The 25358-nt window shown below is 71.3% G+C and carries 21 protein-coding genes and 3 pseudogenes; 10 read left to right on the top strand and 14 right to left on the bottom strand.

The window, feature by feature from the left end; all coding sequences use genetic code 11:
• Both ACZ4W5_RS29465 and ACZ4W5_RS29460 read left to right on the top strand, forming a co-directional pair.
• Positions 1-397, top strand: a pseudogene (locus ACZ4W5_RS29465) (2-oxoacid:ferredoxin oxidoreductase subunit beta); the annotation flags it as partial.
• Between the two features lie 126 nt (positions 398-523).
• Positions 524-2320 (top strand): NAD(P)/FAD-dependent oxidoreductase, encoded by a 1797-nt coding sequence (locus ACZ4W5_RS29460; protein ID WP_402483944.1) that lies wholly within the window; start codon positions 524-526, stop codon positions 2318-2320.
• A 107-nt stretch (positions 2321-2427) separates the two neighbouring features.
• Here ACZ4W5_RS29460 and ACZ4W5_RS29455 read toward each other — a convergent pair whose 3' ends face one another.
• From ACZ4W5_RS29455 to ACZ4W5_RS29425, 7 genes are all read right to left on the bottom strand, one after another.
• The gene (locus tag ACZ4W5_RS29455) at positions 2428-3249 is read right to left on the bottom strand and encodes an alpha/beta hydrolase (RefSeq protein ID WP_465657920.1); all 822 of its coding nucleotides are present in this window, start codon (positions 3247-3249) and stop codon (positions 2428-2430) included.
• Positions 3250-3324: 75 nt separating this feature from the next.
• On the bottom strand, positions 3325-6138 hold the full coding sequence (locus tag ACZ4W5_RS29450; RefSeq protein WP_465657919.1) for a ricin-type beta-trefoil lectin domain protein: 2814 nt from the start codon (positions 6136-6138) through the stop codon (positions 3325-3327).
• A gap of 364 nt (positions 6139-6502) precedes the next feature.
• A complete protein-coding gene (locus tag ACZ4W5_RS29445; protein WP_465657917.1) occupies positions 6503-7495 on the bottom strand; it encodes a phosphotransferase family protein in 993 nt (330 codons plus the stop codon).
• Between the two features lie 326 nt (positions 7496-7821).
• Complete coding sequence (locus ACZ4W5_RS29440; protein WP_465657916.1) at positions 7822-8541, bottom strand: hypothetical protein; 720 nt, start codon at positions 8539-8541, stop codon at positions 7822-7824.
• Positions 8538-9704: an NAD(P)/FAD-dependent oxidoreductase gene (locus ACZ4W5_RS29435; protein WP_465657915.1), complete on the bottom strand. Its 1167-nt coding sequence runs from the start codon at positions 9702-9704 to the stop codon at positions 8538-8540. Before ACZ4W5_RS29435 ends, ACZ4W5_RS29440 begins: the two co-directional genes overlap by 4 nt.
• On the bottom strand, positions 9704-11644 hold the full coding sequence (locus ACZ4W5_RS29430) for a LodA/GoxA family CTQ-dependent oxidase (RefSeq protein ID WP_465657913.1): 1941 nt from the start codon (positions 11642-11644) through the stop codon (positions 9704-9706). The genes ACZ4W5_RS29435 and ACZ4W5_RS29430 overlap by 1 nt, the downstream gene beginning before the upstream one ends.
• 262 nt (positions 11645-11906) lie before the next feature.
• Entirely contained in the window at positions 11907-12935 is a 1029-nt protein-coding gene (locus ACZ4W5_RS29425; protein ID WP_465657912.1) for an Lrp/AsnC ligand binding domain-containing protein, read from the bottom strand.
• A gap of 116 nt (positions 12936-13051) precedes the next feature.
• Here ACZ4W5_RS29425 and ACZ4W5_RS29420 point away from each other — a divergent pair, with 116 nt between their 5' ends.
• Together ACZ4W5_RS29420 and ACZ4W5_RS29415 are read left to right on the top strand one after the other, a co-directional pair.
• A complete protein-coding gene (locus tag ACZ4W5_RS29420; protein WP_465657911.1) occupies positions 13052-14614 on the top strand; it encodes an AbgT family transporter in 1563 nt (520 codons plus the stop codon).
• 50 nt (positions 14615-14664) lie between these two features.
• On the top strand, positions 14665-15867 hold the full coding sequence (locus ACZ4W5_RS29415; protein WP_465657909.1) for a M20 family metallopeptidase: 1203 nt from the start codon (positions 14665-14667) through the stop codon (positions 15865-15867).
• Between the two features lie 166 nt (positions 15868-16033).
• Here ACZ4W5_RS29415 and ACZ4W5_RS29410 read toward each other — a convergent pair whose 3' ends face one another.
• The 3 genes and pseudogenes from ACZ4W5_RS29410 to rpmB form a co-directional block, all read right to left on the bottom strand.
• On the bottom strand, positions 16034-17221 hold the full coding sequence (locus ACZ4W5_RS29410) for a CobW family GTP-binding protein (protein ID WP_465657908.1): 1188 nt from the start codon (positions 17219-17221) through the stop codon (positions 16034-16036).
• A 132-nt stretch (positions 17222-17353) separates the two neighbouring features.
• Positions 17354-17554, bottom strand: a pseudogene (rpsN, locus tag ACZ4W5_RS29405) (30S ribosomal protein S14); the annotation flags it as partial.
• A 12-nt stretch (positions 17555-17566) separates the two neighbouring features.
• Positions 17567-17659, bottom strand: a pseudogene (rpmB, locus tag ACZ4W5_RS29400) (50S ribosomal protein L28); the annotation flags it as partial.
• Between the two features lie 153 nt (positions 17660-17812).
• Here rpmB and ACZ4W5_RS29395 point away from each other — a divergent pair.
• From ACZ4W5_RS29395 to ACZ4W5_RS29380, 4 genes are all read left to right on the top strand, one after another.
• A complete protein-coding gene (locus ACZ4W5_RS29395; RefSeq protein WP_465657907.1) occupies positions 17813-19042 on the top strand; it encodes a GTP-binding protein in 1230 nt (409 codons plus the stop codon).
• Positions 19043-19255: 213 nt separating this feature from the next.
• Positions 19256-19747 carry a DUF2975 domain-containing protein gene (locus tag ACZ4W5_RS29390; protein WP_360239959.1) on the top strand — a complete coding sequence of 164 codons (492 nt, stop codon included), beginning with the start codon at positions 19256-19258 and terminating at the stop codon, positions 19745-19747.
• Entirely contained in the window at positions 19747-19968 is a 222-nt protein-coding gene (locus ACZ4W5_RS29385) for a helix-turn-helix domain-containing protein (protein ID WP_360239962.1), read from the top strand. The genes ACZ4W5_RS29390 and ACZ4W5_RS29385 overlap by 1 nt, the downstream gene beginning before the upstream one ends.
• A 45-nt stretch (positions 19969-20013) precedes the next feature.
• Positions 20014-20280, top strand: a complete 267-nt coding sequence (locus ACZ4W5_RS29380) for a nitric oxide synthase oxygenase (RefSeq protein WP_465657922.1) — start codon at positions 20014-20016, stop codon at positions 20278-20280.
• On the opposite strand, the gene ACZ4W5_RS29375 is transcribed toward ACZ4W5_RS29380, so the two are convergent.
• Together ACZ4W5_RS29375 and ACZ4W5_RS29370 are read right to left on the bottom strand one after the other, a co-directional pair.
• Entirely contained in the window at positions 20249-20815 is a 567-nt protein-coding gene (locus ACZ4W5_RS29375; protein ID WP_465657906.1) for a DUF6585 family protein, read from the bottom strand. The genes ACZ4W5_RS29380 and ACZ4W5_RS29375 overlap by 32 nt on opposite strands.
• The gene (locus tag ACZ4W5_RS29370; protein WP_465657905.1) at positions 20794-21039 is read right to left on the bottom strand and encodes a hypothetical protein; all 246 of its coding nucleotides are present in this window, start codon (positions 21037-21039) and stop codon (positions 20794-20796) included. Before ACZ4W5_RS29370 ends, ACZ4W5_RS29375 begins: the two co-directional genes overlap by 22 nt.
• A 634-nt stretch (positions 21040-21673) precedes the next feature.
• On the opposite strand from ACZ4W5_RS29370, the gene ACZ4W5_RS29365 reads away from it, so the two are divergent.
• Together ACZ4W5_RS29365 and ACZ4W5_RS29360 are read left to right on the top strand one after the other, a co-directional pair.
• Positions 21674-23041 carry a hypothetical protein gene (locus ACZ4W5_RS29365; protein WP_465657904.1) on the top strand — a complete coding sequence of 456 codons (1368 nt, stop codon included), beginning with the start codon at positions 21674-21676 and terminating at the stop codon, positions 23039-23041.
• 153 nt (positions 23042-23194) lie between these two features.
• The gene (locus tag ACZ4W5_RS29360; protein WP_465657902.1) at positions 23195-23665 is read left to right on the top strand and encodes a hypothetical protein; all 471 of its coding nucleotides are present in this window, start codon (positions 23195-23197) and stop codon (positions 23663-23665) included.
• Between the two features lie 54 nt (positions 23666-23719).
• On the opposite strand, the gene ACZ4W5_RS29355 is transcribed toward ACZ4W5_RS29360, so the two are convergent.
• Together ACZ4W5_RS29355 and ACZ4W5_RS29350 are read right to left on the bottom strand one after the other, a co-directional pair.
• Complete coding sequence (locus tag ACZ4W5_RS29355) at positions 23720-24127, bottom strand: potassium-transporting ATPase subunit C (RefSeq protein ID WP_360239974.1); 408 nt, start codon at positions 24125-24127, stop codon at positions 23720-23722.
• 86 nt (positions 24128-24213) lie between these two features.
• Entirely contained in the window at positions 24214-25341 is a 1128-nt protein-coding gene (locus tag ACZ4W5_RS29350) for a pressure sensor protein (protein WP_465657901.1), read from the bottom strand.
• Positions 25342-25358 lie beyond the last annotated feature (17 nt).

Here is a 25358-nt window from a genome sequence, read left to right as displayed (position 1 = left end):
CTGCAACATCTTCAACGACGGCGCCTTCGAGGTCCTCAAGGAGCCCGGCACCCGGGACGAGGCGCTGATCCGGCTGGAGCACGGGCAGCCGATCCTGGCCGGCGCGGACCACCACGTGGTGCGGGACGCGGACGGCGAACTGCGCACCGCGCCGCGCGGCGAGGGCAGCGCGCTGGTCCACGACGCGCACACCGCCAGCCCGCTCACCGCCTTCGCGCTGACCCGCCTCGCGGACGCCGACACCCTGCACCACACCCCGATCGGGGTGCTCCGGGACGTCCGGCGGCCGGTGTACGACACCCTCATGGCCGACCAACTGGCCCGGGCCGCCGCCGAGAAGGGCCCCGGCGACCTCGCCGCGCTGCTCGCCGGCACCGACACCTGGACCGTGGCCTGACCCTGCGCCTCGGCCTCGGCCCGGGCCCCCGGCCCTGGTTCAGGATCCGCCGCGCCCTTCGGACCCCCGCCACGCCCTTCGGACCCCGGTCGCCCGACCCGGCGACCTTCTCGCAGAGGAGTCATCATGTCCGTGAACGCCCCCGAGGCCGCCGCCCCCTGGGAATCCGTCCGTGCCGACGTGTGCGTGATCGGTTCGGGCATGGTGGGCCTGATCAACGCGATCGCGTACGCGAAGCGCGGGCTGTCGGTGGTCTGCATCGACCAGCCGACCGAGAAGCAGCTGGCCAGCTACAAGGTCGGTGAGTCGCTGCTGATCTACTCCAACTCCTTCCTGCGCGTGCTGGGCGAGTTGGACGAGTCGTTCCAGAAGTCCTTCCACAAGGCGGGCTTCTGGATGGCCCACGGGATGGAGGGGCGGACCGAGTTCGACGAGTCCGTCTCCGAGTGGGGCTTCGAGAGCGGGCTGCCGCAGCACTGGATCGACAAGGCCGTCAACCCGCTGTTCCCGCGCGTGATGTTCGAGGACTCGCAGATCGTCCGCCCCGAGATCGAGGCCGAACTGCGGGAGAAGGCACGGAAGATGGAGGGCATCACCTTCCTGGACCGCGGTCTCGTCCGCGAGGTGGACCTCTCCCCGGAAGGCGGCGACCACCTCGTCACCTGGCAGTCCCGCAACCGCAAGGAGAAGGGCCGGATCGACGCCCGCTGGATCGTCGACTGCTCCGGCCGCACCCGGCTGCTGGCGCGGCGCTTCGGCCACGACCTGCCGCTGGACTCCGGCTTCGAGACCACCGCGGCCTGGGGCCAGTTCTCCCACTGCACCGACGACCTGTTCGACGAGCGCTGGACGTACCACTTCCCGGACGGCGACACCGCCCGCCGCGACCGCAACACCCTCCACCTGTGGGGCGCGGGCTACTGGATCTGGATCATCCGCCTGAACGGCGACCGGGTCAGCGTCGGCGTGACGTACGACCGCAACCGGCCGCCGGAGGAGGGCAACGCCCGCGAGGTGTTCTGGAAGATCCTGCGCCGGTACCCCGTCCTGGACTGGCTGGACGAGAAGAACCTGCTGGAGTTCAGCGCCTACAAGGACGTCCAGCACTGCACCGACACCTTCGTCTCCCCGCAGCGGTACGCCATGGTCGGCGACGCCTCGTCGATCATCGACGCGTACTACAGCCAGGGCCTGTCGCTCTCCATGACCACGTCCTGGCACATCGCCAACATCGCCGAACAGGACATCCGCGACGGCGGGTTGGACATCGACTACCTCAACCACGTCAACCGCGCGGTCACCGCCGACTGGCGGATCATGCGGTCCATGGTGCGGTCCAAGTACAGCGAGGCGATCGCGGACAGCCGGTTCTTCATCCTCGACCACCTGCTCGACCTGACCGTCTTCGGCGCCGCGATGCTGGGCCGCTTCCGGGCCACCCGCTGGCTGATCGAGACCGAGGGGCGCACCGCCGACGAGACCCCGGAGCACGTGCGGCTGCGGACCGGACTGAGCCGGCGCATGTACCTCTCGCAGTCCGCGCCCTGGCACCACCTCGACCCGCAGCGGGTCGCCGACCTGGTCGAGGCGTGGCACCGCGGGCTGGAGCGGCGCGCCAAGTGGCGCCTGGAGAACGGCGTCGACCTCCCCGCCACCAAGGCCGCCATGCGCGCCTACGCCGCTCTGCCGGGCATCTGGCGCCTGCCGTTCATCGACCGGATGCCGAAGGCGGACCTCACCCTCAAGGCGGTCAAGGAGCCCGGCTTCACCTCCGTCACCGGCACCGAGTACCGCCCGCCGGTGATGGCCGTCTCCGGCAGCCTGGTGCTCGCCCTGGCCGGCCTGGGGACGCTGTTCGACATCGCCGACACCAACGCCCGCAAGCTCCGCAAGCTCGTCCGAAGCCTCCGCCGCCGCCGGTAGGGCCGTACTCCAGGTGACGGGGCTGTCGGCCGTGCCGGAGACCGGCCCCGTCCACGGTTGCAGGCAGTACCTGCGGTGGGACTCGCGCTCGTCGAATCCTGCCGCTGCTACGCGTTGAGGTAGCTCCCCAGTTCGGCGTACATCTCGGTCGCTGCCTTGTTCACCGCCTGGGACTTGGTATCGAAGCTGATGAAGCCGTGGATCAGGCCGGGGTACATGTGCTTGTGCACCGGCACCCCGGCGGCGGCCAGGGCGTCGGCGTACGCCAGGCCCTCGTCGCGCAGCGGGTCGCACTCCCCGCAGCCGATGATCGCCGGGGCCAGGCCGGCAAGGTTGTCGGCCAGCAGCGGCGAGGCCGGGGCGCGCTCGGCGGCGGACGGGTCGGCGGTGAAGTAGGGCCGCATGTCGTTCTCCACCTCGGCGGTGGTCAGCAGGAACCCGGTCGCGTTCTCCACCCTGGACGGATACCGGTCCCCGGGCCGCAGGTCGGTGGCCGGGTAGGCGAGCAGCTGCGCGGCCAGCGGGCGTCCCTCGTCGCGGAAGGCCAGTGCCACCCCGGCGGCCAGGTTCGCCCCCGCGCTGTCGCCGGCCACCGCGAGCTTGCCGCCGCCGAACTCGCCGATGTGGTCGGACACGTACGTGGACACCGCGATGCAGTCGTCGTACCCGGCCGGGAACGGGAACTCCGGGGCGAGCCGGTAGCCCACGCTGACCACGACCGCGCCCAGGTCGTGGCACAGTCGGCGGCACACCCCGTCGTGGGTGTCCAGATCCCCGACGATGAACCCGCCGCCGTGGAAGAACAGGATCGCCGGCACGGTGCCCCCGCCCTCGGGCCGGTAGATGCGCACCGGGACTCCGACCACGGACCTCTTGGCGAGGACGGCCTGGCTTGGTGCCGGGTCGTCGAGGGCGGATGAGTGCGGCATCGACGACCACGCGTGCCCGGGGTGCCGACCACCGTCATTGGTCGGCACCCCGGGCGTCGCTGCGTCAGGTCGGGGTCAGGGCAGGCGCCAGATCTGGTTGGCGGCGGCGGAGCAGTCCCACAGGATCAGCCCGGTGCCGGCGGGGCCGGCGCCCGAGTCGTCCAGGCACTTGTTGCTCTGCGGGTTCTTGAGGGTGCCGTCGGCCTGGGGCTGCCAGACCTGGTTTCCGGCGCCGCTCACGCAGCCGTACAGCTGGATGGGGGTGTTGTTGCCGGGGTTGGTGCCGGGGGCGGTCATGCATTTGCCGAGGGTGCGCAGGGTGCCGTCGGTGCCGACGGTCCACTGCTGGTTGGCGGCGGTGCCGCTGCAGGCCCAGACGACGATCGGGTTGCCGTCGGCGGTGCCGGCTCCGGAGTCGTCGACGCACAGGCCGTTGATGCCGGTGATGTGGCCGGTGCCGGTGGTCCTGTCCAGGCCGATCTGGACGGTGCCCAGGTGGCTGGCCGCTGTCGCCGGTGTGCCGGAGAGCCGGCTGAACGTCATGCCGGAGACCGGGGCCGACACCTGCTGGACCAGGTAGGACTTGCCGGCCGTGGTCGGGATGGTGAACTGTCCGGCCCTGGTGGGGCGGACGATGACGGTCGACCGGTCGGTGCCGTCGACGACCGACACGCTCTGGCCGGGCCAGGGGTTGCGGATGTTGATGGTGCCGGTGGAGCCGGCGTGGATGCCGACGGTGCCGATGACGCCGCCGTGGACCTGGACGGAGACGGTGCTGCCGCCGTGGATGTACTGGGTGCCGTCGGCGTCCCAGCCCCGGGGCAGGGCCGGGGCGATCCGCAGCAGGCCGTCGTAGTCCTGGACCAGCGACTCGTTGATCGCGAGCGCGACGTTGGCGGCCTGCTCGATGTAGGGCTCGGTGCCGCCGGACTGGCCCCACAGGTTGGCCAGGCCGGTGGGATAGGTCTGGTACTTCTGGGTCAGGGCGGTCAGGTCGGCGGCGACCCGCGTGCCGAGGCCGAGGCGGGCGGCGTGGACGGCGTCGAAGCTCCAGTCGTTCTGCTGGACGTTGACCCGGCTGTTGTAGGTGCGCTGCGCCAGGGACAGCACCGGCGAGTTGTCGCCGATCAGGCCGTAGGGCCAGACGGCTTCGAGGTCGTCGTTCTCGGTGTTGTGGACCGGCGCGGTGGGCTGCGAGGACTGGCCGAGCACGTCGGTGCCGGAGGCGTCGGCGGCGGCGGTGAGGCTCTGCCGGTGGGTCGCGGCGTCGGTGCGCGGGTAGTCGGGGATCTGCGGGATCGCGGCGCGCAGTTGGGAGATCAGCGAGGCGTCGGTGTTCAGGATCTCGGCGGCGGAGATCGTGGCGGGGAAGAGGCCCTTCATCGCGTCGATCATGTTGACCGGGTCCTGCACGTTCCACTGGTTCTCGTGGACGTTGGCCACCGCGTGCCGCTTGCCGTCGGCGCCGACCGTGGTGAAGGCCAGCAGGAACTGGGCGGACTGCTGCAGGAGCGGGTAGTTCGCCGCCAGGAAGGCCTTGTCACCGGTGGTCAGGTACTGCTGCCAGACCCAGAGTCCGATTTCGGCGCCGGTGGAGACCGTGGCACCGTTCCAGGTGGTCAGCGCCTGGTCGCAGGAGGCGTCGCCGAACGGGTCGCCGTCGTTCTGGAAGCCGTTGCCGTTGAAGCGCATGGTCTCCGGCACGCAGATCCCGGGCCGGTTGCCCATGTGGGTCCTGGTCCAGGCCTGGATGTCGGCCAGGTTGGAGGTGTAGAGGTTGTAGAGGCCGGTGTTGAGCTCGAAGGCGCCGGCGCCGAGGTTGGCGGCCACCTGTCCGCGGATGTTCCAGAACCAGTAGCCGGCCGGGTACCAGTTCTGGGTGTCCTGGGAGAAGTTGAAGAGGTCGGCGACTCCGGCCTGGGAGCCGGGCAGCGGCCCGCGGGACTCCTCGGCGGTGTAGAAGTAGTACAGGGTGCGCAGCTTCTCCAGGTAGGCGGCGGCGCCGTCCGCCGAGGAGAGCTTCACCAGGCCGAGCCTGCCCCAGTAGTCGTGCCACCAGGCCAGGTGTGGTGCCTGCAGGGCGTCGGAGCTCGCGGTCGCGTCCGAACCCAGCAGCGAGGCGGCGGTGGCGGCGGCGTTGCCGCCGGTCCAGCTCGGGCTGCCGACCAGGATCCGGAAGCTGCCGTCGGCGTTGGGGGTGAGGTTCACCTGCACGGTCTGTGCGTCGGCGACCGTGGCGGTGACGTTGCGCCCGCCGGCGGTGAGCGCGGCCAGCGAGCCGAAGGTCCGGCCGGAGCCGGTGGTGGCGTTGCTGTCGACCCAGGTCTCGGCGAGCGTCGCGACGCCGCCGGAGGCCGCCGCGGCCGGGGTGCGCCCGGACCACAGGTTGACGGTGGCGGACTGGGCGGTGTTCGGGTCGGCGCCGGTCACGTCCACGACCAGCTCGTCCTTGTCGGCGCGGACGTAGATCGTCGCGCTCATCCCGTTGCCGGACTCGCGCAGCACGCCGTCGTACGGGTCGACGGTGGCGGTGAAGTCGGCGGCGTTGGTGATCCGCGACAGGCCGGGGATCTGCAGCCGGCCGGGGGACTTGCGGCCGGGCAGGGTGTCGGCGCGGTTGAGCTGGGCGGTGAAGCCGTTGGCGGCCCAGACCGCGGTGCCGAGGGTGCCGTTGCCCAGCGGCATCGACTGGGTCGCCGCGGTGTTCGGGCTGCCCAGGACGATGTTCGCCTCGCGGACGAGGTTCGCGGTGTCGACGGAGAACGCGCCGTTGGACCAGGCGGTGGTCGTGGTCGAGGAGGAGGCGGTCGCCGTGGTGGGTGACCAGGCGGCGGCGGTGGTACCAAGGGTCAGGGCGACTATCGCCCTGACCACCGGTGCACTTCGCATGGTGCGGCCCTTCGGTGGGGGTGGGTGGGGGAGCCATCAGTGGTCGTGCACAGACCGGAGTCCCGTCGTCCCGTTCTCGCGGTGGCTGCCGGTCAGTCATCGGATGTCCTGTGGGTCACGAGGACCATACGAGCCTGACATCTGACTGACAAGAGGGAGCCCCGGGTCATTCCCAACCGTGACGTCAGGTTTCCGCTCCACATCACGGGCGGCGCGTGATATCCGGTCTGAGCCGCGCAATTGATGACTCGTCGGAGGGTGCGCGATCCGATGTGGCCGACAGTCGTCGGAGGACTTCTTGCGGCGGTTCGACCGAGGCTCGTATGGTCGGGCTTCGCAGATTCATCCGATGTGTTTGGCCGGGCTACACCGACGGCAGGAGCGCCAGCGCCTCCTTCGCGTTGTACTCGGCGATCTCCTGCATGAACGCCCGGTCGGGGAAGTCCCCATCGAGGAGACGCAGCGGACCGGCCACCAGCGACAGGCGCATCGCGAGCATGTAGAGGTCGAGCCGCCGCGGATCGAGACCGGGCCGGGCCAGTGCGACGTACCGCTCTCCGAAGCGGATCCGGAGGAACACGTGCTCCCACTCGACGTCGAAGTACATCAGCCCCTCGATGTCGATCAGGACGGGGCGCCCGTCGGCATCAACCAGGACGTGGTCGGGTCCGAGTTCTCCGTGGATCAGCCCGTATGCGGTGCGAGGACTCACCTGATCGGCCAGCTCCTGCAGACGGTCGCGCAGTGCGGCGTCGGCCGCCGCGATGCGACCGTCGCGCCCCGCCGCCTCCTCAAGGTCCCGCAGGGCACGGTCGAGGACCCGTCGCTCGCACGAGACCTCGGACACGGATCCGCCCCGCTCCAGCAGGTCCACCCTGCCGTAGCGCTCGTCCTGGTGTCGGTGCATCACCTCAAGCAGCTCGGCGAGGTCGCCCAGGGTTGCCGCAGCGCGCGTCGGATCGGTTTCGAAGAGTGCTTCGAGCGTGCCGCCGGAGACGTCCTCGACCACGGCGACGTCCGCCGGATAGTGGCGCCGGCTGTCATCCGCCAGGAGTACTTGCGGAACCCGTGCCCCGAGGCTGTCCAAGCTCCGCTGCGCGGTAAGGAACGGGACCAGTCCGGAGGCGGGCGCGAACGGGTCAGCCGGATCGGCCTCTCGCGCGCCTGGCCAGAAGTTCTCGGCATCGGCCCAGCTGTAGACGATCACACTCGCCGTGCGGGTTCCGTCAAGGCGGACCCGGTACACCCCTTTCTTGCTCCCCCCGCGCAACCGGTCCACCGCGACGACGCGGCATCCCGATCCGAGCGCGTCACGCACAAGCCCCGACAGGTCTTCGATCTCCGCGAATTGCCGCATCCGCGGAACCTACTGGAGGCGGCGCCGCGCGTGCCACGGGATATCTCCCGCACCTCCGACTGCCGACGAACGAACGACGCACGTCCAAGCTGCCGCCCAACCGCACCGAGGCGATAACGCCTGCCCTCGACGCACGACTTGCACGGACGGTCTCCGGAGCCCGGAAGTCCACGTCGGCGTTGGGGAGGCGCTGGCCCCGGTCGGCCGGATCGGGTGGTGGTGCCCGATCCGGCGGCCGGCGGTTCCACTGCGGAGTCAGCCGGTCAGGAGTGGGCGAGCACGTCGAGGAACCGGGACAGCGGATCGATGTGCACGGCCCTGCCTCGTCAGGCGTTGAGCGTGGTGATGTTCCACCAGCGTTCGTCACCGAGGTCGAGTGTGATCGGCGTGGGGGCCGCCTTGCCGCGGTGGAGCATGGCCGGGTAGCTGCCGTCGGGCAGCGGCCTGGTGGTCCACGGCTGGCCGTCGTGCCCGTTGTCGGGCACCGAGGGGATGGTGATCTCGACGGCGTTCGCCAGATCGTCGGCCTTGACGCCGTCGGGCACCTGCCGGAGGGTGAAGATCTGCTCGAAGTGGGGGCGCTGGACCAGGCGGTGGGCGATGTGAGCCTCCTTGCCCCGGCCGTAGAGCAGGTAGGTGAGGTGCGCGGGGAAGGGCTCCTCGCTGAACCGGCGGAAGTTCAGCACCCGCTTGACCCGCGCGGTGAAGCCGCCCGAGATGGGCTCCCAGACCCGGTCCTCGCCGTTGCCGGTCTGGGTGACCCGGTCGAGCCGGGCCGGGTACTCGGTGACCGAGCCGTCGCCGATCGGGGGCAGCACCATGTCCTCGGTGTTGCGCACCGCGTGCCAGCTGGCCGGGCGGTCCGCCTGGTCCTTGAGGTAGATGTCGACGATGTCGGTGGGCAGGTCGTACTCGACCACGACCTGGTAGCGGTGCTCGGCCATGCCGAACATGGCCAGGTGGTAGCCGAAGACCGTGTCCCGGCCGGACAGGATGAAGGAGTGGACCGAAGGGTCCTCGTGATCGTGGTCGTGACGGGTGGTCATGCGAGCTCCTTCTGGACGCTGTGCTGTGGTGCGGAGGGATGCGGTAGGGACGTGTGCCGGCGCTGCCAGAAGACCCGGTCGCTCCAGCGGCCTTCCAGGCTGTACACCGCGTGGTGGTTGCGCCGGTAGGCGGTGAGGATCGCGGCGACCTGGGCGCGGTAGGACTCCAGCGCCCGGTCGTCGCCGTCGAGGTGGGCGGCCAGGGCCGAGGCTCCGGTCAAACCGGTGTGCAGGGCGGTGAGGATGCCCTGGGAGGAGATCGGGTCGAAGGCGGCGGCGGCGTCACCGACGGCGATCCAGCCGTCGCCGGTGGGAGTGTCGAGGTGCGAGGAGTGGGCGGGGGCCCGCCGAGGAGTCGCGTCGGTGGGCAGCGGGTGGGCGCCGGCCCGGACCGCGACGTGCCGGGTCTGCCGCAGCAGCCGGGCGAAGTCCGAGCGGGTGCGCGGTGCGGGCGGGGCGAGGTCGGCGTCGGTGAAGTAGGCCACCAGGCGGCGGCCGGTGGGCAGCAGCGCGGTGTACCACCAGCCGTCCTGGGCGGATTCGACCAGCGAGCAGGTCTCGCCCGCTCGTCCCGTGGGGTCGGGTGCCAGGTCCAGGCAGGTGGCGACCAGGCCGTCCATGCGGTGAGCGGCGGCCCGGCCGACGGAGGCTACCGCCCGACGGCGGCCGCTGGCGTCCACCAGCCAGGTGCACCGGACCATCCGCTGCTCGCTTGGTCCGCGCAGTGCGACTGCCCAACTTCCTTCTGCGGAACGGGACCTCGGGCGCGCTGTGGTGCGCTCCGCCACTTCGGCGCCGGCCGAGCCGGCCGCTTCGCGCAGGCACCGGTCGAATCGAGCCCGGTCCAGGTGCCAGCCGGGACCGTTCGGGTCGTTGATGAAGTCCGTGCGACGCAGGGCGGTCGATCCCCAGGCGGAGAGGTTGGCGTAGCAGGTCAGGTGGCCGGCCAGGACGGGCCGTTGACCGGCGCCCAGGTCGCCGAGCAGGACCTTGGCCACCGAGGGCAGGGCCTCGCCGAGCTTGGGCGGGCCGTTCCCGGCGTCCGTGAGCAGGACGGTCCGGCCCGCGAGCGCCAGGGTCAGGGCGGCGGCGGCGCCCGCCGGGCCGCCGCCGGCGACCACCACGTCGTAGTGGTCGCCCACGGCGGTGCGCCGACCGGTCATCAGGCGTTGTCGCGGAAGGGCGCGACCTTGTCGATGAAGCCGGCCGTCACCTCTTCGGCGGTGTAACCGCTGACCGAGATCGCCTGGTTGACCGCCACCGACGCGAGGGCCGGGTCTGCGGCCTGGGGCACGTGCAGCGTCACCAGGTTCTGGGTGAGCGGAACGCCTTCGAGGTCGATGGAGGGCTTGGACTCCACCTGGATCCGGTCGGGGAAGTCCTTGGCGCCCTCGCGCACTTCGACGATGCCGAGCCGGTACCAGTCGTCGATCATCTGGTTGAGCTGCTCGGTGTTCTGCCCGCGCAGCCCACGCAGCCACACGGCCCGCCGCTCGAACGCCTCGGTGCGTTCGGCCAGCGGCCGGGTCTCGTCCACGACCACCTGGTAGTCGTCCTCGGTGAGGACGTGGTTGGGGACCCGGGCCGGCCAGAACGTCGGCAGGTACGGGTCGTGGCGCGGACCGAGGGACAGCTCGTAGCCGGAACGGCAGCTGGCGGTGTCGCTCTGCCACGGGACGGCCATCCACCGGGAGAGGTCACCCGGCGCCTGGGTGTACAGCGGTCCGTTCACCGACAGCGCGGTCTCGGGAGTGAGGACCGTGCCGTACGAGGGCTCGGGCTGGTCGGCCGGGCGGTGGCGGATCCGGAACGCCGCCGTGTACATCGAGGGGTGCCGGATCGGCCAGGTGACCTCGCAGCCGGGGTGGAAGGCGTCGGCGAGGCAGAAGTCCAGTGCGGCTCGGTCGAGCGCGGCCGGCTGCTCGGCGAGGCGCACCTCGGCAAGTGTCCGGGGCGGCGGAGTGGCCCCGAGGGTGCCCCAGTCGTCCTCGAAGTCACCGTCGGCCCAGTACTGGAACATCCGGTACTGGGTCGGGGAGAACGCCATGTGGTGCAGCGGCGAGCGCGGCGGGATGGCCATCGCATCCCCGTACAGCCAGGGCCAGGGGACGGGCGAGGCGTCGTCGCGCCCGAAGTCGCGCAGCGCGTTGAACACCTGCCGGCGCAGCGCGCGCCGGGTGGGGGCGTTGCTGCTGAGCCGGGCCAGCATCTGCGGGGTGGTGAACTGGCCGAGACCGTCGTGCCCGTAGTACCCGGCGAAGCCGTGGTTGACCCACTGATGATCGGTGAAGCGCTGGAGCACCGGCGCGATGTGGCGGGTGAAGGAGACCCTGTCCGGGAACGGCAGCGATCCGGCGGAGACGAACACGTCGTACAGCAGGTCGTAGAGGGTGCGGATGCCCTTCAGCGCGGGGGCGTAGTTGGGCGGGGCGACCAGGACCCAGGCGGGGTCGACCGGCAGAACGCGGCCGCCGACGGTGACGGTCGCCGTGACCGGGCCGTCGCCGATGTCGTCGTGCCAGCCGTCGTTGTTGGCGTAGGTGGTGATCGGCTTGCCGTTGTAGGAGGCTGACTGGCCGAAGCCGCCGAGCACCAGCAGGTGCCCGTCCTCGTCGGTGCGCAGTTCCCCGAGATAGACCTCCTTCCCCATGAACTTGCCCTCGCGGAAGTGGAAGTCGGGGCCTGAGAGGTTTCTCCCGCTGATGCTGATCGGGCCCGGGTCGATGATCAGGTCTTTTCGGAGGTCGCCGGTGATCTCCTTGTTGCGCAGCTCGGACGCTTTGGCGCTCGCCGCGTCGGGAATGTCGAGAGCGAGCTGGAACTGGTACCAGGCGGCCTTCTTGTTCGCCAGGTGCGCGCTCCAGCGGATGTCGGCGTTGTCCGCCGTCAGCTCGGTCACCACCTCGCCCAGGGCGTTGTACCCGTAGACCCGAAAGCGCGCCGCCTCGCGTTTGATCGCGCCGGCGGAGTCCTTGTAGAAGCCCGGGTCCTGCGGCGCGGGGTCGGGTACCTCGGGTGCGATGTAGTACTCATCGAGTGAGTTTCCGACTCTGGCGATTCCGATGGCGGGGTGAATCGCAGCACGGACGATCTCGTCGGTCATCTGGCTCGGTGCCTCCAATTCCGGGGATGCGGCTACGAGCTGACAGTTCGTTTGCAGAACACTATGGGGGGAGGCTCTGCTCCGATTGGAGGGACACGCATGGCCACTCGGGAGGGTGAGGCGGGAATCCGGTGCCGTCCGGAAACCGGTCGCTAGGCGGGTTGCCCTCGCGGAGGCTCCGGGCGGGCGGGGCGACGGTCAGCGGGAACAGGCCGACAGCAATACCGGAATCCCCGGACGACCCGCCGCCCCGAAGGCCCGTTCAGAGCAGCGTGGGCGCGTGGAAGGCGCCGAGGGCGCCGGAGGCGAGGTCCCGGTCCAGCCAGTAGCGGCGCGGTTCGGCGAGCATCACGTAGACGCTGACCGCGAGGATGCCCGGGATCTCGGCGAGCTCCTCGTCGATGAAGGCCGCCAGGGCGGAGCGGTCGGTGACCAGGCCGGTGCACAGGACGGACAGGTCGCTGGCGACGTGGACGGCGAGGCGGGTCTGGGGCAGCTGGTCGAGGCGCCGCATGACCTCGGGGGTCCCGCCGGGGGCGACCCGCAGGCGGAGCATGAACGGGGTCCGGAAGCCGAGCCGTTCCGACACGATCTCCAGGCGCGGTTTGACCCAGCGCTCGTCCAGGACCCGGCGCACCACCCGGTGTGCGGTGGAGGTGGGCAGGGCGGCGGCGCGGGCGATGCTCGCGGCGGAGGCCCGGCCGTCCTGGATCAGTTGCGTGACGACGCTGCGCTCGGCATCACTGAGGGGCTTGGCGGGCGGGTTGGCCGTCGCGGTGCCCTCCGGGCCGACCCCGGCGAGTTCCAGCAGGCCGGCGCGCTCGGCGTCGGTGAGGAACTGTGGGTCCCAGCTGGCGCCCCGGCGCAGGGTGCTGAGCGCGGGCAGGGCGTTGACGCGGCGGACACCGGGGATCGAGAAGAGCCGGTCGATCGCCTCGCTGGTGGCCGCCTCGGACGGGGCGTGGATCACGGCGTAGAGCGGGTAGTCGCCGGAGATCTGCGCCAGCCGCTGGACGTGGGGAAGGTCACGCAGCCGCTCCAGGACCGCCAGCGGGGTCTCGCCGGTGGTGTCCAGGAAGACGTGGACCGGCATCGCGGTGGAGTGCAGGCCCCAGTCCGCCTGCCCGACCACGCGCACCGTGCGGGCCTTGTGCAGCCGGTCGTAGCGGCGTTTGAGGGTGCCCGCGTCGGCGGACAGGATCGCGCCGATGTCGTCCCAGGTGGCCCGGGGGGCTACGTGCAGCGCCCCGATCAGGCGCCGGTCGAGCTCGTCGAGGAGAGGCCCAGTCATGTTTCCGTACCTTAGACTGCCAGTTGATCCCATCGTGACATGGAAGATCTAGAAAATCTCTCACTTGGATGCCATTGTGTGCGAAAACATCCCTCAGTAGTGCCGAAAGGGTAGCCATGAGTGCCACCACGACCGAGTCGCGGGAGACCGAGCCCGGCTCGAGATCCATGCGCGCCATGAACCGCGCGATGGCGGCGATCGAGAAGGCCGGCAACCGGCTGCCCGACCCGTTCTGGCTGTTCTGGGGCCTCGCGGCCCTCGTCGCCGTACTCAGCGCCGTACTGGCCGCCGAGCACGTCAGCGCCGTGCTCCCGGGGACGCAGAAGACCATCGAGGTGCAGAGCCTGCTCAGCACGGACGGGTTCAACCTCGTCGTCGGACACGCCGTCGAGAACTTCGCGAGCTTCCCGCCGCTGTCGACGGTCCTCATCGTGATGTTCGGCATCGTCGTCGCCGAGAAGAGCGGTCTGTTCGAGACACTTCTACGGCGCCTGGTCGCGCGGGCCTCGGGCCGTTACCTGACCTTCGCGCTGGCGCTGACCGCGATGGTCAGCCACGTCGCCGGCGACGCCGCGTACGTGACCCTGATCCCGCTCGGCGCGGCGCTCTACCGGGCCGCCGGCCGCAGTCCGGTCCTCGGCTGCGTCGTCGCGTACGTGTCGGTCTCCGCGGGCTTCAACGCCTCCCCGGTCCTCACCACGACCGATGTGCTGCTGTCGTCGATGTCCACGGCCGCCACCCACGTCATCGACCCGCACGCGGTGGTGACCCCGGTGTCGAACTACTGGTTCGGGCTCGCGTCGTCGGTCCTCATGGCGTTCGTGATCACGGTCGTCGTCGAGACGGTCCTCGTGCGGCGCTCGGACCTGGAGCCCGACGAGCCGGTGGCCGCCGCGCCGATCGCCGAGAAGGCGGAGGCGCAGCAGATCGAGGCGACCGCGCGGCAGCGCAGCGCGCTGCGCGGGGCCGGAGTGGTCGCGTTGGGCCTCGCCGCGCTCCTGGTCGCGGCGATGATCCCGACGCACTCGCCGCTGCGCGGCGACCACGGCGGCATCCTCAACTCGCCGGTGTTCAGCGGCATGGCGGTGGTCCTCGGGGTGTTCTTCGCCGTGATCGGCTGGATCTACGGCCGACTCGCCGGCACCTTCCGCGGCGCCCCCGACGTGATGGCCGCGATGGCCGACGGTACCAAGTCGATGGCACCGACCATCGTCCTGTTCTTCGCGATGTCCCAGTTCCTCGCCTACTTCAAGTGGACGAAGCTGGGCGACATCCTCGCCGTCAAGGGCGCCGAGACCCTGCGCGACCTGCATCTCAGCGGCTGGCTCGTGCTGCTCGGTGTGGCCGTGCTGATCGCGGTGATGAACCTGCTGGTCACCAGCGGCTCCGCCCTGTGGGCGCTGGTCGCTCCGGTCCTGGTGCCGATGCTGATGCTGGTCGGCGTCCACCCGGAGGCCACCCAGGCCATGTACCGGGTCGCCGACTCGGTCACCAAGTGCATCACGCCGATGAGCCCGTTCTTCATGATGGCCGTCGCCTACCTGCGGCAGTACCGCAAGGACGCCGGCATCGGCACCCTCGCCTCCTTCACCCTCCCGGTGGCCGCCGTCGCCTGGGTCGCCTGGGTCGCCTTCTTCCTCGCCTGGTACCTGCTCGGCATCCCCTTCGGCATCGGCTGAGCCGCCCGTCCACCGTTTCGACCCGATCCGTCCGCACGAGAAAGTCGATCATGAACCCCGCCACAGTCACCCTCACCGACCGCGCCCATGAGGTCTCCTCGGAGATCGTCACCGACATCATGACCCTCGTCGGCCAGGAGACCAGCAGCTACGACCTGGCAGGCCTGGCGGCAGGTCGGGACCTCCTGCACGATCTGGCCGTCCACCGGCTCGGGCAGCCCGGCGAGGAGCACCGCCACCGCGGTGGCGAGCGTGGTGACACCCTCACCCTGACCTACCCCGGCACCGGCCCCGGGCACGTCGCACTGGTCGGCCACTACGACACCGTGTGGCCCACCGGCACCCTCGCCGGCTGGGCGCCGTCCGAGTCGGACGGCCGGGAGAGGCTCAGCGGACCGGGCATCTTCGACATGAAGACCGGCCTGGCCCAGGGCATCTGGGCCCTCAAGCTCGCCCGGGAGTACGGCCTCCCGGTGCCCACGGTCACCTTCGTCTTCAACGGCGACGAGGAGGTCGGCTCCCGGTCCTCGCGCCCGGTGATCGAGGAGATCGCGCACCACGCCGACGCGACACTGGTACTGGAACCGAGTGCGCACGGCGGCGCGGTCAAGACCGCCCGCAAGGGCAACGGCACCTTCCGCGTCACCGCCAGCGGCGTCGAGGCGCACGCCGGGCTCGCCCCCGAGGACGGGGCCAGCGCCATCACCGCGCTGTCCGAGTTCGTGGTCGCCGCCGCAGCCGTCGCCGCCCCCGAGTTGGGCACCACGATCAACCCCGGGCTCATCACCGGCGGTTCCGCCGCCAACGTCGTCGCCGGGCAGGCCACCGCGAGCGTCGACATCCGGGTCAGCAGCGAGGCCGAACGGGAGCGCGTGGACACGGAGCTGGAGGCCATCAAGGTCAGTGACCCGCGCGTCCGGATCGACATCGACCACGCCTGGAACCGGCCCCCGATGACCCTCAACGCCGCCTCCGCCCCGCTCCTCGGCCTCGCCCGCGAAGTCGCCCGCGAGCAGGGCCGCGACGGACTGCCCGCCGCCGCCGTCGGCGGCGCCAGCGACGCCAACTTCGTCGCCGCCCTCGGCCTGCCGGTGCTGTGCGGCATGGGCGCGGTCGGCGACGGCGCCCACGCCCAGGGCGAGTTCATCTACCCCGACACCGTCCCCGCGCAGACCGCCCTGGTCGCGGGCCTGCTCGGACGACTGGCCGAACCCCTGCACGGTCAGTCGGTGACTTCGCACGTGGGGTTCTAGGTCTCCAGCCAGCGGGGTCGGGTTTCGTCGATGCCGAGGAGTTCGAGCAGGTGTGATCCTGGCCGGCGCTGCTTCAACTCCTCGGCCGATGAGGACGGTGGGTGGGCCGGTGGCGGTGCCGTACGGGAGCAGCGCCAGCTCGCGGGCTCAGTGCGGGTCGGAAGGTTCAGGCGACGGGGTCGAGCAGGTCCTCGAAGGCGTCCGGCATGGCTTTCCAACCGGGCTCTCCGGCCGCGAGTTCGGCGTCGGTGAGCAGGCAGGAGTCGAGCAGTTCGGTGATTCCGTCCACGTCCAACCCCTCGGCGGTGAAGCTCACTTGCTGGATCCGGTCGCCGTGGACGTAGTCCCAGTCCAGGGCGGCGGCGGCCCGGCGCGCGGGCGGGTAGAGCTCCCACACCGCGTCCGGCAGCGAGACCAGCCACGGCCCGCACTCCTCCACGGCGAGGTTGGCCCCGGCCGCGTCCCAGCCGAGCATCAGGTCGGGGCGGTTGGCGAGCCAGAACCGGCCCCGGCTGCGCTGCGCGGCCGGGACGAGCTGCTCCAGCGCCTCGTGCAACCGGGCCGGATGCAGCGGCCGGCGCCGCTCCCACACCAGCGTGGCCACCCCGGCTTCGTCGGCCTCCTGCGGCAGCAGGGCCAGCGCCGGGTTGACCCGGTCACGCGCGGCGGCCACGTCGAAGCCCGCGAGCGCCGCGCGGACGAGTGCGCCGGTGCCCAGCCGTACGGCGCGGGCGGTCGGGTGGAGCTGGCGCAGCATCGCGATGCCGGCGTGCAACTCGGGCGTCCCGGCGGCCCGGGCGGCGTGGGAGACGGCCAGCACGTCGGCGTACTCGATCTGGTGGGCGAGCGCCTCGGCGACCGTGCGGTCGTCGTCGGCGCAGGTGTGCAGGTGGTGCTCGGAGAGTTCGTCCGAGACAGAGAGTTCCGGGACGACCCTGAGCGGGTCCACGGCGGTGACCACGCCGACGATCTCCACCGCATCGTGCATGCAGCGGTCGCCGACCTCGCCGCCCGCGATGACCTCGACCAGCGGGTGCGGCTCGCTGCCGCCCCACAGCTCCACCACGGCGAGCCGGTGACGTCCGGCATCGGCGATCCTCAGCAGTTCGGGCAGCAGGTCCTCGCGCAGCGCGCAGCACGGACAGTTGTTGGTGAGCGGAAGCTGGGCCTCGCCGAGCGGCCCGGAGGTGTCCCGGACCCGTCGGCGCACGCGACCGTCCCCGGCCTCGGTCAGGTCGTGGTGCAGGACCACTGCGTCCTGGCAGCCGTCGAGCAGTTCCAGGACGGCCTGGCGGCGCGCGGCCTCGTGGAGTCCTCCGACCACCACGACGGGCAGCAGCTTGGATCGGGACACCGGTTTCTTCCTCCTGGGGGCTTCGCGCCGGAGTGGTCCGGGCGGGACGAACGTGGGGCGGAGGTCGCGTCCCGGGTCGTGTGGACCGGGAGGACTGGTACGACGCGGGACGCGACCGGCTTGTGCGGGTTGCTACCAGCTGGCCTTGCGGACACCTGGCAGGAACCCGGCGTGCGCCTGCTGGCGTACGCCGATCCGGGAGAGGCCGAAGGCGCGCAGGTAGCCGCGCGGCCGGCCGTCGACGGCGTCGCGGTTGCGGACCCGGGTGGCGCTGGCGTCGCGCGGCTGGCGCTGCAGCTCGGCCTGCGCGGCCAGGCGGTCCTCGGGCGAAGTCGCGGGGCTCGCGGGGTCGAAGCGGCGCCGGGTGCGGCGGTGCGAGCGCGAGATGGCATTGCCGAAGCCGGGCCTGCGGCCGGTGAGTTGGCAGTGAGCGGACATGGCGACTCCGAGTAACGGGAGAGGAGCGGCTACCGACGGGGACCGCGGCACGGGAATGCCCGCGGCACCGTGCTGGTCGACCTGACACTACCCTAAATGAAAACGAAAACCATTAAGCTATGGTGGTTGGCCGGTGCACACAGGAGAGGTGAGATGACCCCGCAGGGCAAACCGCAGCCGCTGCCCGTCACCGTGCTCGGCGGCCCCGCCGCCGGCGTACGCGACTGCGTCGCCGACCTGGCCCGCATCGAGCTCCCGGGCGTGGCGGTGCTCGCCGTGCGGGTCAGTTCGGACGGCCGGACAGTCTGCTGGCAGCTGTCCGACCGCTCCGGACCGGTGGACGGCGACGTACTGACACCGTCGCGTCCCTGCTTTCCTCACCTGCTGCCGCCGGGCGTGCTCGCCGTCCTGCTTCGCCTGGCACGCGCCGGCCACTACCGGCACCTGCTGTTGGCCCTCCCGCCGGGCATGGCGGCCGACCTGGTCGCCCTCGATGTCGCGCACGGCCACGTCTGCGGGCAGTCGCTCGCCGACCACCTGCGGATCGACACGGTCGCCATCGCCGTGAACCTCTCCCGCCTGGAGGACGATCTCGGCTGTGGCGACCGGCTCCTGGACCACGGGCTGGCCGTCGGCCCCGACGACCGGCGAACCGTCGCCGAGACCACCGCCCGGCATCTGGAAGGCGCCGACGTGGTGGTGACCTCGAACACGAACGACCCCGGCCCCGCCGCCTCCGCGCGCGCCGTCGCGCTGGCGCTCCATCTCTGCGACGGCCACGAGCTGACCCACATCTGCCACGATCGGCTGACCGGCGGCTTCTGGATGCCCAATCCTTCGACACTGGTGGGTGGGAACCACTTCGACGCCGACGAAGTGCGGGAACGGCACGGGCCCCTACCGTTCCCCAGGCAGCCGCGCGCAGCGGAATTCGGCGTCACCACCACGCTCTGGTCCTCCCGCCGGCCGCTCCACGCGCAGCGTCTGCACGACGCGCTCGGGCAGATCTGCGCCGGAATCGTCCGCGGCCGCGGCCACCTGTGGCTGGCCAACCGGCCCCACTCCATCCACCGATGGGACTTCGCCGGCGAGCACCTCGCCATCCAGAACACCGGCTCCTGGCTCCCCGAGCACGACGGCAAGGCATGGCACGCCGCCTCGTCACAGCGCCGCACCCTCGCCTCGCTGCTCTGGGACCCCTACTACGGCGAGCGCCGCTGCGAGTTGACGTTCACCGGCATCGACCTCGACGTCCCAGAACTGCACCGGCAATTGAACGAGTGCCTGCTCACCGACGCCGAACTCTCCCTCGGCGCGGAACACTGGGGGCTGTCCGACGACCCCTTCGCCACCACCCTCGGCGCCGATCCGCCGCCACACTGACATCGCCGCGCCTCGCCGAGGGGAGGCCGAGCAAGGGTGTCCAGGTTCGTCCTCACAGACTAACCAGCGGGCACCCTTCGTCATGGTCGCGGCCGGCCCAGCAATCGGCCTCATTCATCTGGACCCGCGGTGCGGGCGGTGCGGTGGAGAGAGGCTTGCCCACCCTATCGAGATTCGATAGATTCCCATCGCAACTCGATGGAAGGATGAGTCTTGGGGAAGCTGACAGTGCGCGCGCTGCGCGCCGTGCTCGCGGTGGTGCTCACCGGCAGCGTGCTCGTACAGGGCTTGATGGTGTGGGCGCTGGTCAGCGGGAAGGACCAGGAGGGCGGCACGCTCCCGCTGACCGCGCTGCGCGTGATCACGATCCTGGGCATCGGCACCGTCCAGGTCGCCATGGGCTGCGTCTGGCGGCTGGTGACGATGGTGCGACGCGGAACCGTGTTCTCCCACGCCGCCTTCCGCTACGTGGACGGCATCATCGGCGCCGTCGTCGCGGCCGCGCTCGCCTGGTTCGCGGTCACCGCCGTGAACGCGCCCGGCCAGCGCGACGACCCGGGCGTCACCGGCATCATGGCCGGGATCGGCCTGGCCATCCTGGGCGTCGCGCTCATCGTGCTGGTGCTGCGCACCCTGCTCGCCCAGGCCGTCGCCCGCGACGGCGAGGCGAACCGGATGCAGGCCGAGCTGGACGAGGTGATCTGATGCCGATCGCCGTCGACATCGACGTGATGCTGGCCCGGCGGAAGATGTCGGTGGGCGAACTCGCCGACCGGGTGGGGATCACTCCCGCCAACCTCGCGGTGCTCAAGAACGGCCGCGCCAAGGCGGTGCGCTTCACGACGCTCGCCGCGCTGTGCGAGGTGCTGGACTGCCAACCCGGCGACCTGCTGCGCTGGGAGGCCGAGGACACCGCGGGCGCATGAACCGCGGCTGCCGACAGGTCATCGCCGACCCCGCTCGACGGTACCCTGGTTGTCCAGTGGCCGGGACGTGAACCGCGGTGGTTCGAGCTGCCGCCGGATGCGGTCCCCGAGGTTCGGATCAGTCACCCCGACCACCTGTGGTTCGAACGGCTGGGCCTGCGCTGGCACGCCTTTCCCACCATCTCCGACCAGGTGCTGGAACTGGGCGGGCTCCGCTATCCGCTCGCCCCATCCTGCGCCTTGGCCCGCCGGCGCCGCCGAGGATGGTCCCGTTTGCGGGCTATCGCCGGAGTTGTTCGACCAAGGACGTGAAGAGCTGGAGGTTCGGGAACATCCGAACCGGGTCGCCGGACAGCCCCGCTCCCTTCCCGGCGACCTCGATGCGGACGAGTCCCTGCCTGCTCGCGCCGACGCCTGCCACCTGCGACCAGGGGACCCGTCCGCGACCCGCTTCCACGCCGGTCAGGTCCACCCGGAAACGGCCGAACGTGAGGGTTTCTCCTGACCGGACGGCGGCGATCGTGCCCGGCAGTTGCGCGTCGGCCACGGCCTGCTGGATGCGTCGGCCCCATTCCTCGGGGTGGGGGAACCCTTCGCGGATGGTGAGCCATCGGCCTCCATGGTCGTGCAGCGTGTAGGCGTGCTTGAGACGATTGCTCCGGCCGAAAGTGTGGTACCGGCCGATGTTCTGGTACACCGTCATCGCGTCCCAGCGCAGCACGCGCAGTTCGCCGTGCCGGACGACGACCAGGCCGTGCTCGTAGAGGTGGAGACCGACGTCCGTCCTGGATCTCCTGACGCGACTCTCGCGTAGGAACCGGTAGATCAGGAGGAGCGGGATCGGCACCGTGCAGAAGGCAGCCAGGGGCGGGACATGGGGGCCAGCGCGACGCCGGCGGAGACCATGACGGCAAGGATGACGGACACGACGACGATCTCCGACCGCTGGAAAACCGGTGGGAGCGGCGCCGGAACGTAGCTCGCACGACGGCCGCCCAGATGGTGCCGCGCGGCCGTCTCCGGGACCTGCTTCGACAGCGGGCCGTCCTCAGGCCCGGTGATGTGGCCCATCTGAACCTCCGGCTTGGGTCGGGCAAGTACCTGTTGCGGGACGAACCAGGCAGTGCACCGCGGTCGAGTGCGCGCCTCTTCGAGGTGGACGCGGTCCAAGTCGGCCACGGGGCAGGTAGTCGACGGCGGTCGTTGACGCGGGCTTGGCGGCGTCCGGCGCGGTTCTGACGCCTTCTTGGCGCGGAGGTGAGCGCGGGTCGGCCCGGCGTCCGGCTGTGCGGACGGCGGCCGCGGGGCCGAGGCCCTGACCCACGGCGACAATGCCTCGTCAAGATGACCGTCGAGGACATCAAGGACCCGTCAAGGCGGGCGGACGGGTGTTCGATGACACCTAGCGTGAGCTGCGAGGAAACGGTTCGCCGCCCGGGCGTGGGGCCTGACGGCGGACCGTTTGCCGAACCCCGACCCTCGGCGGGTTCCTCCGGGGAAGGTTCGGCGGCCAGTGAAAGACAGGGGGAGGGGGCGCGCGGCGATGCCAACGGGTACGTCGGGTGGTACGGCGGTCGAGGGTGGAACGGTCGCGCCGGAGACGGCGAGACAGGAGACAGCCGTACCACCTCCCGGGCCGCGCGCCTCCCATCACTGGTTCGGCCGTTCCTGGCGCAGTCGGGCGTGGTGGAACACCCCGCGCCTGGTGCGCGGCCTCACCGGGCTGTGCCTGGTGGCCCTGCTGGCCGCCGGCACGGCGACCGGCACCGTCCTGGGCGGAGCCCGGGACGGCACGGACGTGATCGGCCACCAGGCCGCCCCGCAGGTGGTCCGCTCGGCCGACCTCTACTTCGCGCTCAACGACATGGACGCCCAGGCGGCCAACCTGCTGCTGTTCGGCGCCGACCCGGACTACACGAAGCTGCGCCAGCAGACCCTGGACACCTACGAGCAGCGCCGCGCCCAGGCCGACAGTGACCTGCAGCGCGTCACCGAGGCGGTGGCCGGTGACACGGCCGGGCAGCGGGCCGTGCAGACCGTCATCGGTGAACTCGGCCAGTACGAGGCCCTGGTGGCCCGCGCCCAGCTGCTGGAGGACCAGGCCCACGCCCAGGCCGGCCGCCCCTCGGCGGACGCCCTGGCGGCCTACCGGCAGGCCACCGACCTGCTGCGCCAGCGCCTGCTGCCGGCTGTCAACGAGGTGACCAAGGCCAACGCGGCCGTCGTGGAGCGCAACTACACCGACCAGCGCGCCGCCCTGGCCGGCGGTTGGTGGGAGATCCTGATCGCCGGCCTGGTGGCCCTGGCCGCCCTCGGAGTGCTGCAGCGACTGCTCGCGGTGCGCTTCCGGCGGCTGGTGAACGTGCCGCTGGCCATCGCGACCCTGCTCGCCCTCGCCGGGCTGGTCACCGCGCTGACGCTGGCCTCCCGGGCGGACCACCAGCTGGTGGTAGCCAAGAGCAACTCCTTCGACTCGGTGATCGCGCTCAGCCGGGCGCGCGCGGTGGCGTACGACCTCAACGCGGACGAGAGCCGGTACCTGACCGACCCCGCCCGGGCGGCCGCGTACGAGCAGAGCTTCCTCGACAAGACGCAGTCCTTCGCCCGGGTCGACGGTGCCACCCTCGCCTCGTACAACGACAAGCTCGCCGCGCTGGCCGACCGGCACCGGGCCGACCACGGCCAGGTGGGCTTCGGCGGATACCTCGGCGACGAACTGCGCAACATCACCTTCGACGGTGAACAGGAGGCCGCGGAACGGGTGTTGAACGCGTTCCAGCAGTACCAGCGCGACGACCGGAAGATCCGCGAGCTCAACGCCCAGGGCAAGCTCAAGGAGGCCGTCACGTTCGACACCGGCACCACCGCGGGCCAGTCCAACGCCGACTTCGACGCGCTCAGCGCCGCCATCGACGACAACCAGGCGATCAACCAGCGCGCCTTCGACGGAGCCGTGGCCGTCACCGACGACGACCTCGACGCCGCCACGGCCGGGCTGGGTACAGCGGCCCTGGCGGCGGCGCTCGCCCTGACCGCGGTGGGAGTACGGCCCCGCCTGCGCGAGTTCGCATGAGCAGGAGCGCCGCTGCGGCCCACGTCGCGCAGGCCGTCGAGCCAGCCGCGCCCCGCCGGACGGCGCGCGAGCGGGGGCGGATCAGTACCCACCGCGCTCATCCACACGGCGTTCGCCGGCGGGGAGACCGACACCACGAAGCTCGCCATCCCGGTGGACAACGCGGAGAGTTCGGGTGGCGCGATCGCCGGGATCCTCAACGAGGCGCGTGCGGACGCGGTGTTCAAGGACCACGCCGCCTCGGACAAGGCCTACAACGACGCGGTGGTCAACGGGGCATCGTGGGCCCGGGGTGCGTTCGACACCGTGGTCTACCAGGCCACCGCGGTGGTCCCGGGCACGGGCGCGGCCGGGGACTTCGTCTTCGGCCAGATACTGCAGAGCATCGTGGACAGCACGCACCAGGACACCCTCGCGGCGGCGCAGGACGAGGCGGGCCAGAAGGCGGACGAGGGCCGCAACGCGAGCGGCATCAGCACGGCCCAGGCCGTTCGGGACGCGGCAGTCGGGAGCGGCCTGAGCATGGACCAGATCAATCAGCTCGCCACCCATGCCGGGCATCAGGCCGCCCAGGGCGGTGCGGTGGGTGCCGTGGCGAACAGCACCGTCAACGGGAAGGGGTGACGGGCATGCGGAGGTACCAGGCGGCGCTGCTCGCCGGGGGACTGGTGGTGGCGTTCACGGCGACCGGTGTCGTCGGCTACCTGGACTGGCGGGCGCACGAACCGCACGGAGACCGGAGCGGGGCGACGACCTTGTGCGGACTGCCCACCAGGCCCGGGTGTACTTGTCGATGAGCCGGTTCAGCGTGTCGGCCGACAGGTTGCGTTCCTTGGCGACCCGGTCGACCTGCTCCTTGGCGTAGGCCACCGAGATGTGCGGGTCGAGGCCGGAGCCGGAGGCGGTCAGCGCATCCGCCGGGACGCTCGCCGGGTCGACGCCGTCGAACTCGGCGACGGCCTTGCGGCGGTCGTCGACCGCCTTGAGCAGGTCGTCGCTGTTCGGGCCGAGGTTGCTGGCGCCGGAGCTGTCGCCGGCGTAGTTGTTGGCGGAGGGCCGGGGCTGGAACCACTTCGGGTCCGGCACCGGCTCCTCCTTGGGGTCGTCGGGGAGACCAACGGTTGTCCGAAACGTTTCCTGCCGGTGGCCCGTCTCGGCCGGAAAGGTCGTGGTCAACGCTTTCTGCGAGACCGGCGGCTGGGCAGGAACCGGCCATGCGCGGCTTCGGAGTGGGTGACGACGTAGACGTCGATGTCGTCGCCGGAGCCCTCGATGATCGCCTCGCCGGTGCCGTGGCGGAAGAGGTTCTTGAGGCGGCTACGGCGGGTGGCGCCGATGACGATCTGGGTGGCGTTGACCTGCCGGGCGAAGGCCAGCACCGCCTGTGCCGGGTCGTCTCCGTTCACCGCCTGCCAGCTGCCGCCGAGGCTCTCCACCAGGGCGCGCTGGTGGGCCAGCAGTTGCGGGGACGCGCCGGCCAGCCCGTCGTCGCGGGCGACGTGGACGGCCAGGAACTCGCCGCCGGCGCCGCGGGAGGCCGTGCGCTTGGCCCGCCTGATCAGCGTGTCGCCCTCGGGGCCGCCGGACAGCGCGACCAGGACCCGCTCGCGGGTTCCCCACGGCTGCTGGATGCCGTGGTCGTGGCGGTAGCGCAGCAGCGCCTCCTCGACCCGGTCGGCCGCCCACAGCAGGGCGATCTCCCGCAGCGCGGTCAGGTTGCCGGCCCGGAAGAAGCCCGTCAGCGCCGCGTCGATCCTCTCCGGCGGGTAGACGTTGCCGTGGACCATCCGCCTGCGCAGGGCCTCGGCGGACATGTCGACCAGCTCGATCTGGTCGGCACGGCGCACCACGTCGTCCGGAACGGTCTCGCGCTGCCGGACGCCGGTGATCTGCGCTACGACGTCGTTCAGCGACTCCAGGTGTTGGATGTTGACCGTGGAGATGACGTCGATCCCGGCCTCCAGCAGCTCCTCGACGTCCTGCCAGCGCTTCTCGTGCCGGCATCCCGGGACGTTGGTGTGCGCCAGCTCGTCGACCAGGGCCACCTGGGGGCGGCGGGCCAGCACGGCGTCCAGGTCCATCTCGGTGAAGGTGCAGCCCCGGTAGGTCATGGTCCGGCGGGCCACGGTCTCCAGGCCCTCGGCCATCCGGCGGGTCAGCAGGCGGCCGTAGTCCTCCATGAAGGCGACGACCACGTCCGTCCCTCGCGAGGCACGGCGCTGCCCCTCGGCGAGCATGTCGTACGTCTTGCCGACCCCGGGAGCGGCCCCGAGGTAGACCCGCAACCGGCCGCGAGGCACCACCGCCGTCCTTCCCA

The organism is Kitasatospora sp. NPDC029367 (assembly GCF_055569135.1).
The sequence above is the reverse complement of the archived record's forward strand: the minus strand, read 5'-3'. Positions and strand labels throughout refer to the sequence as shown.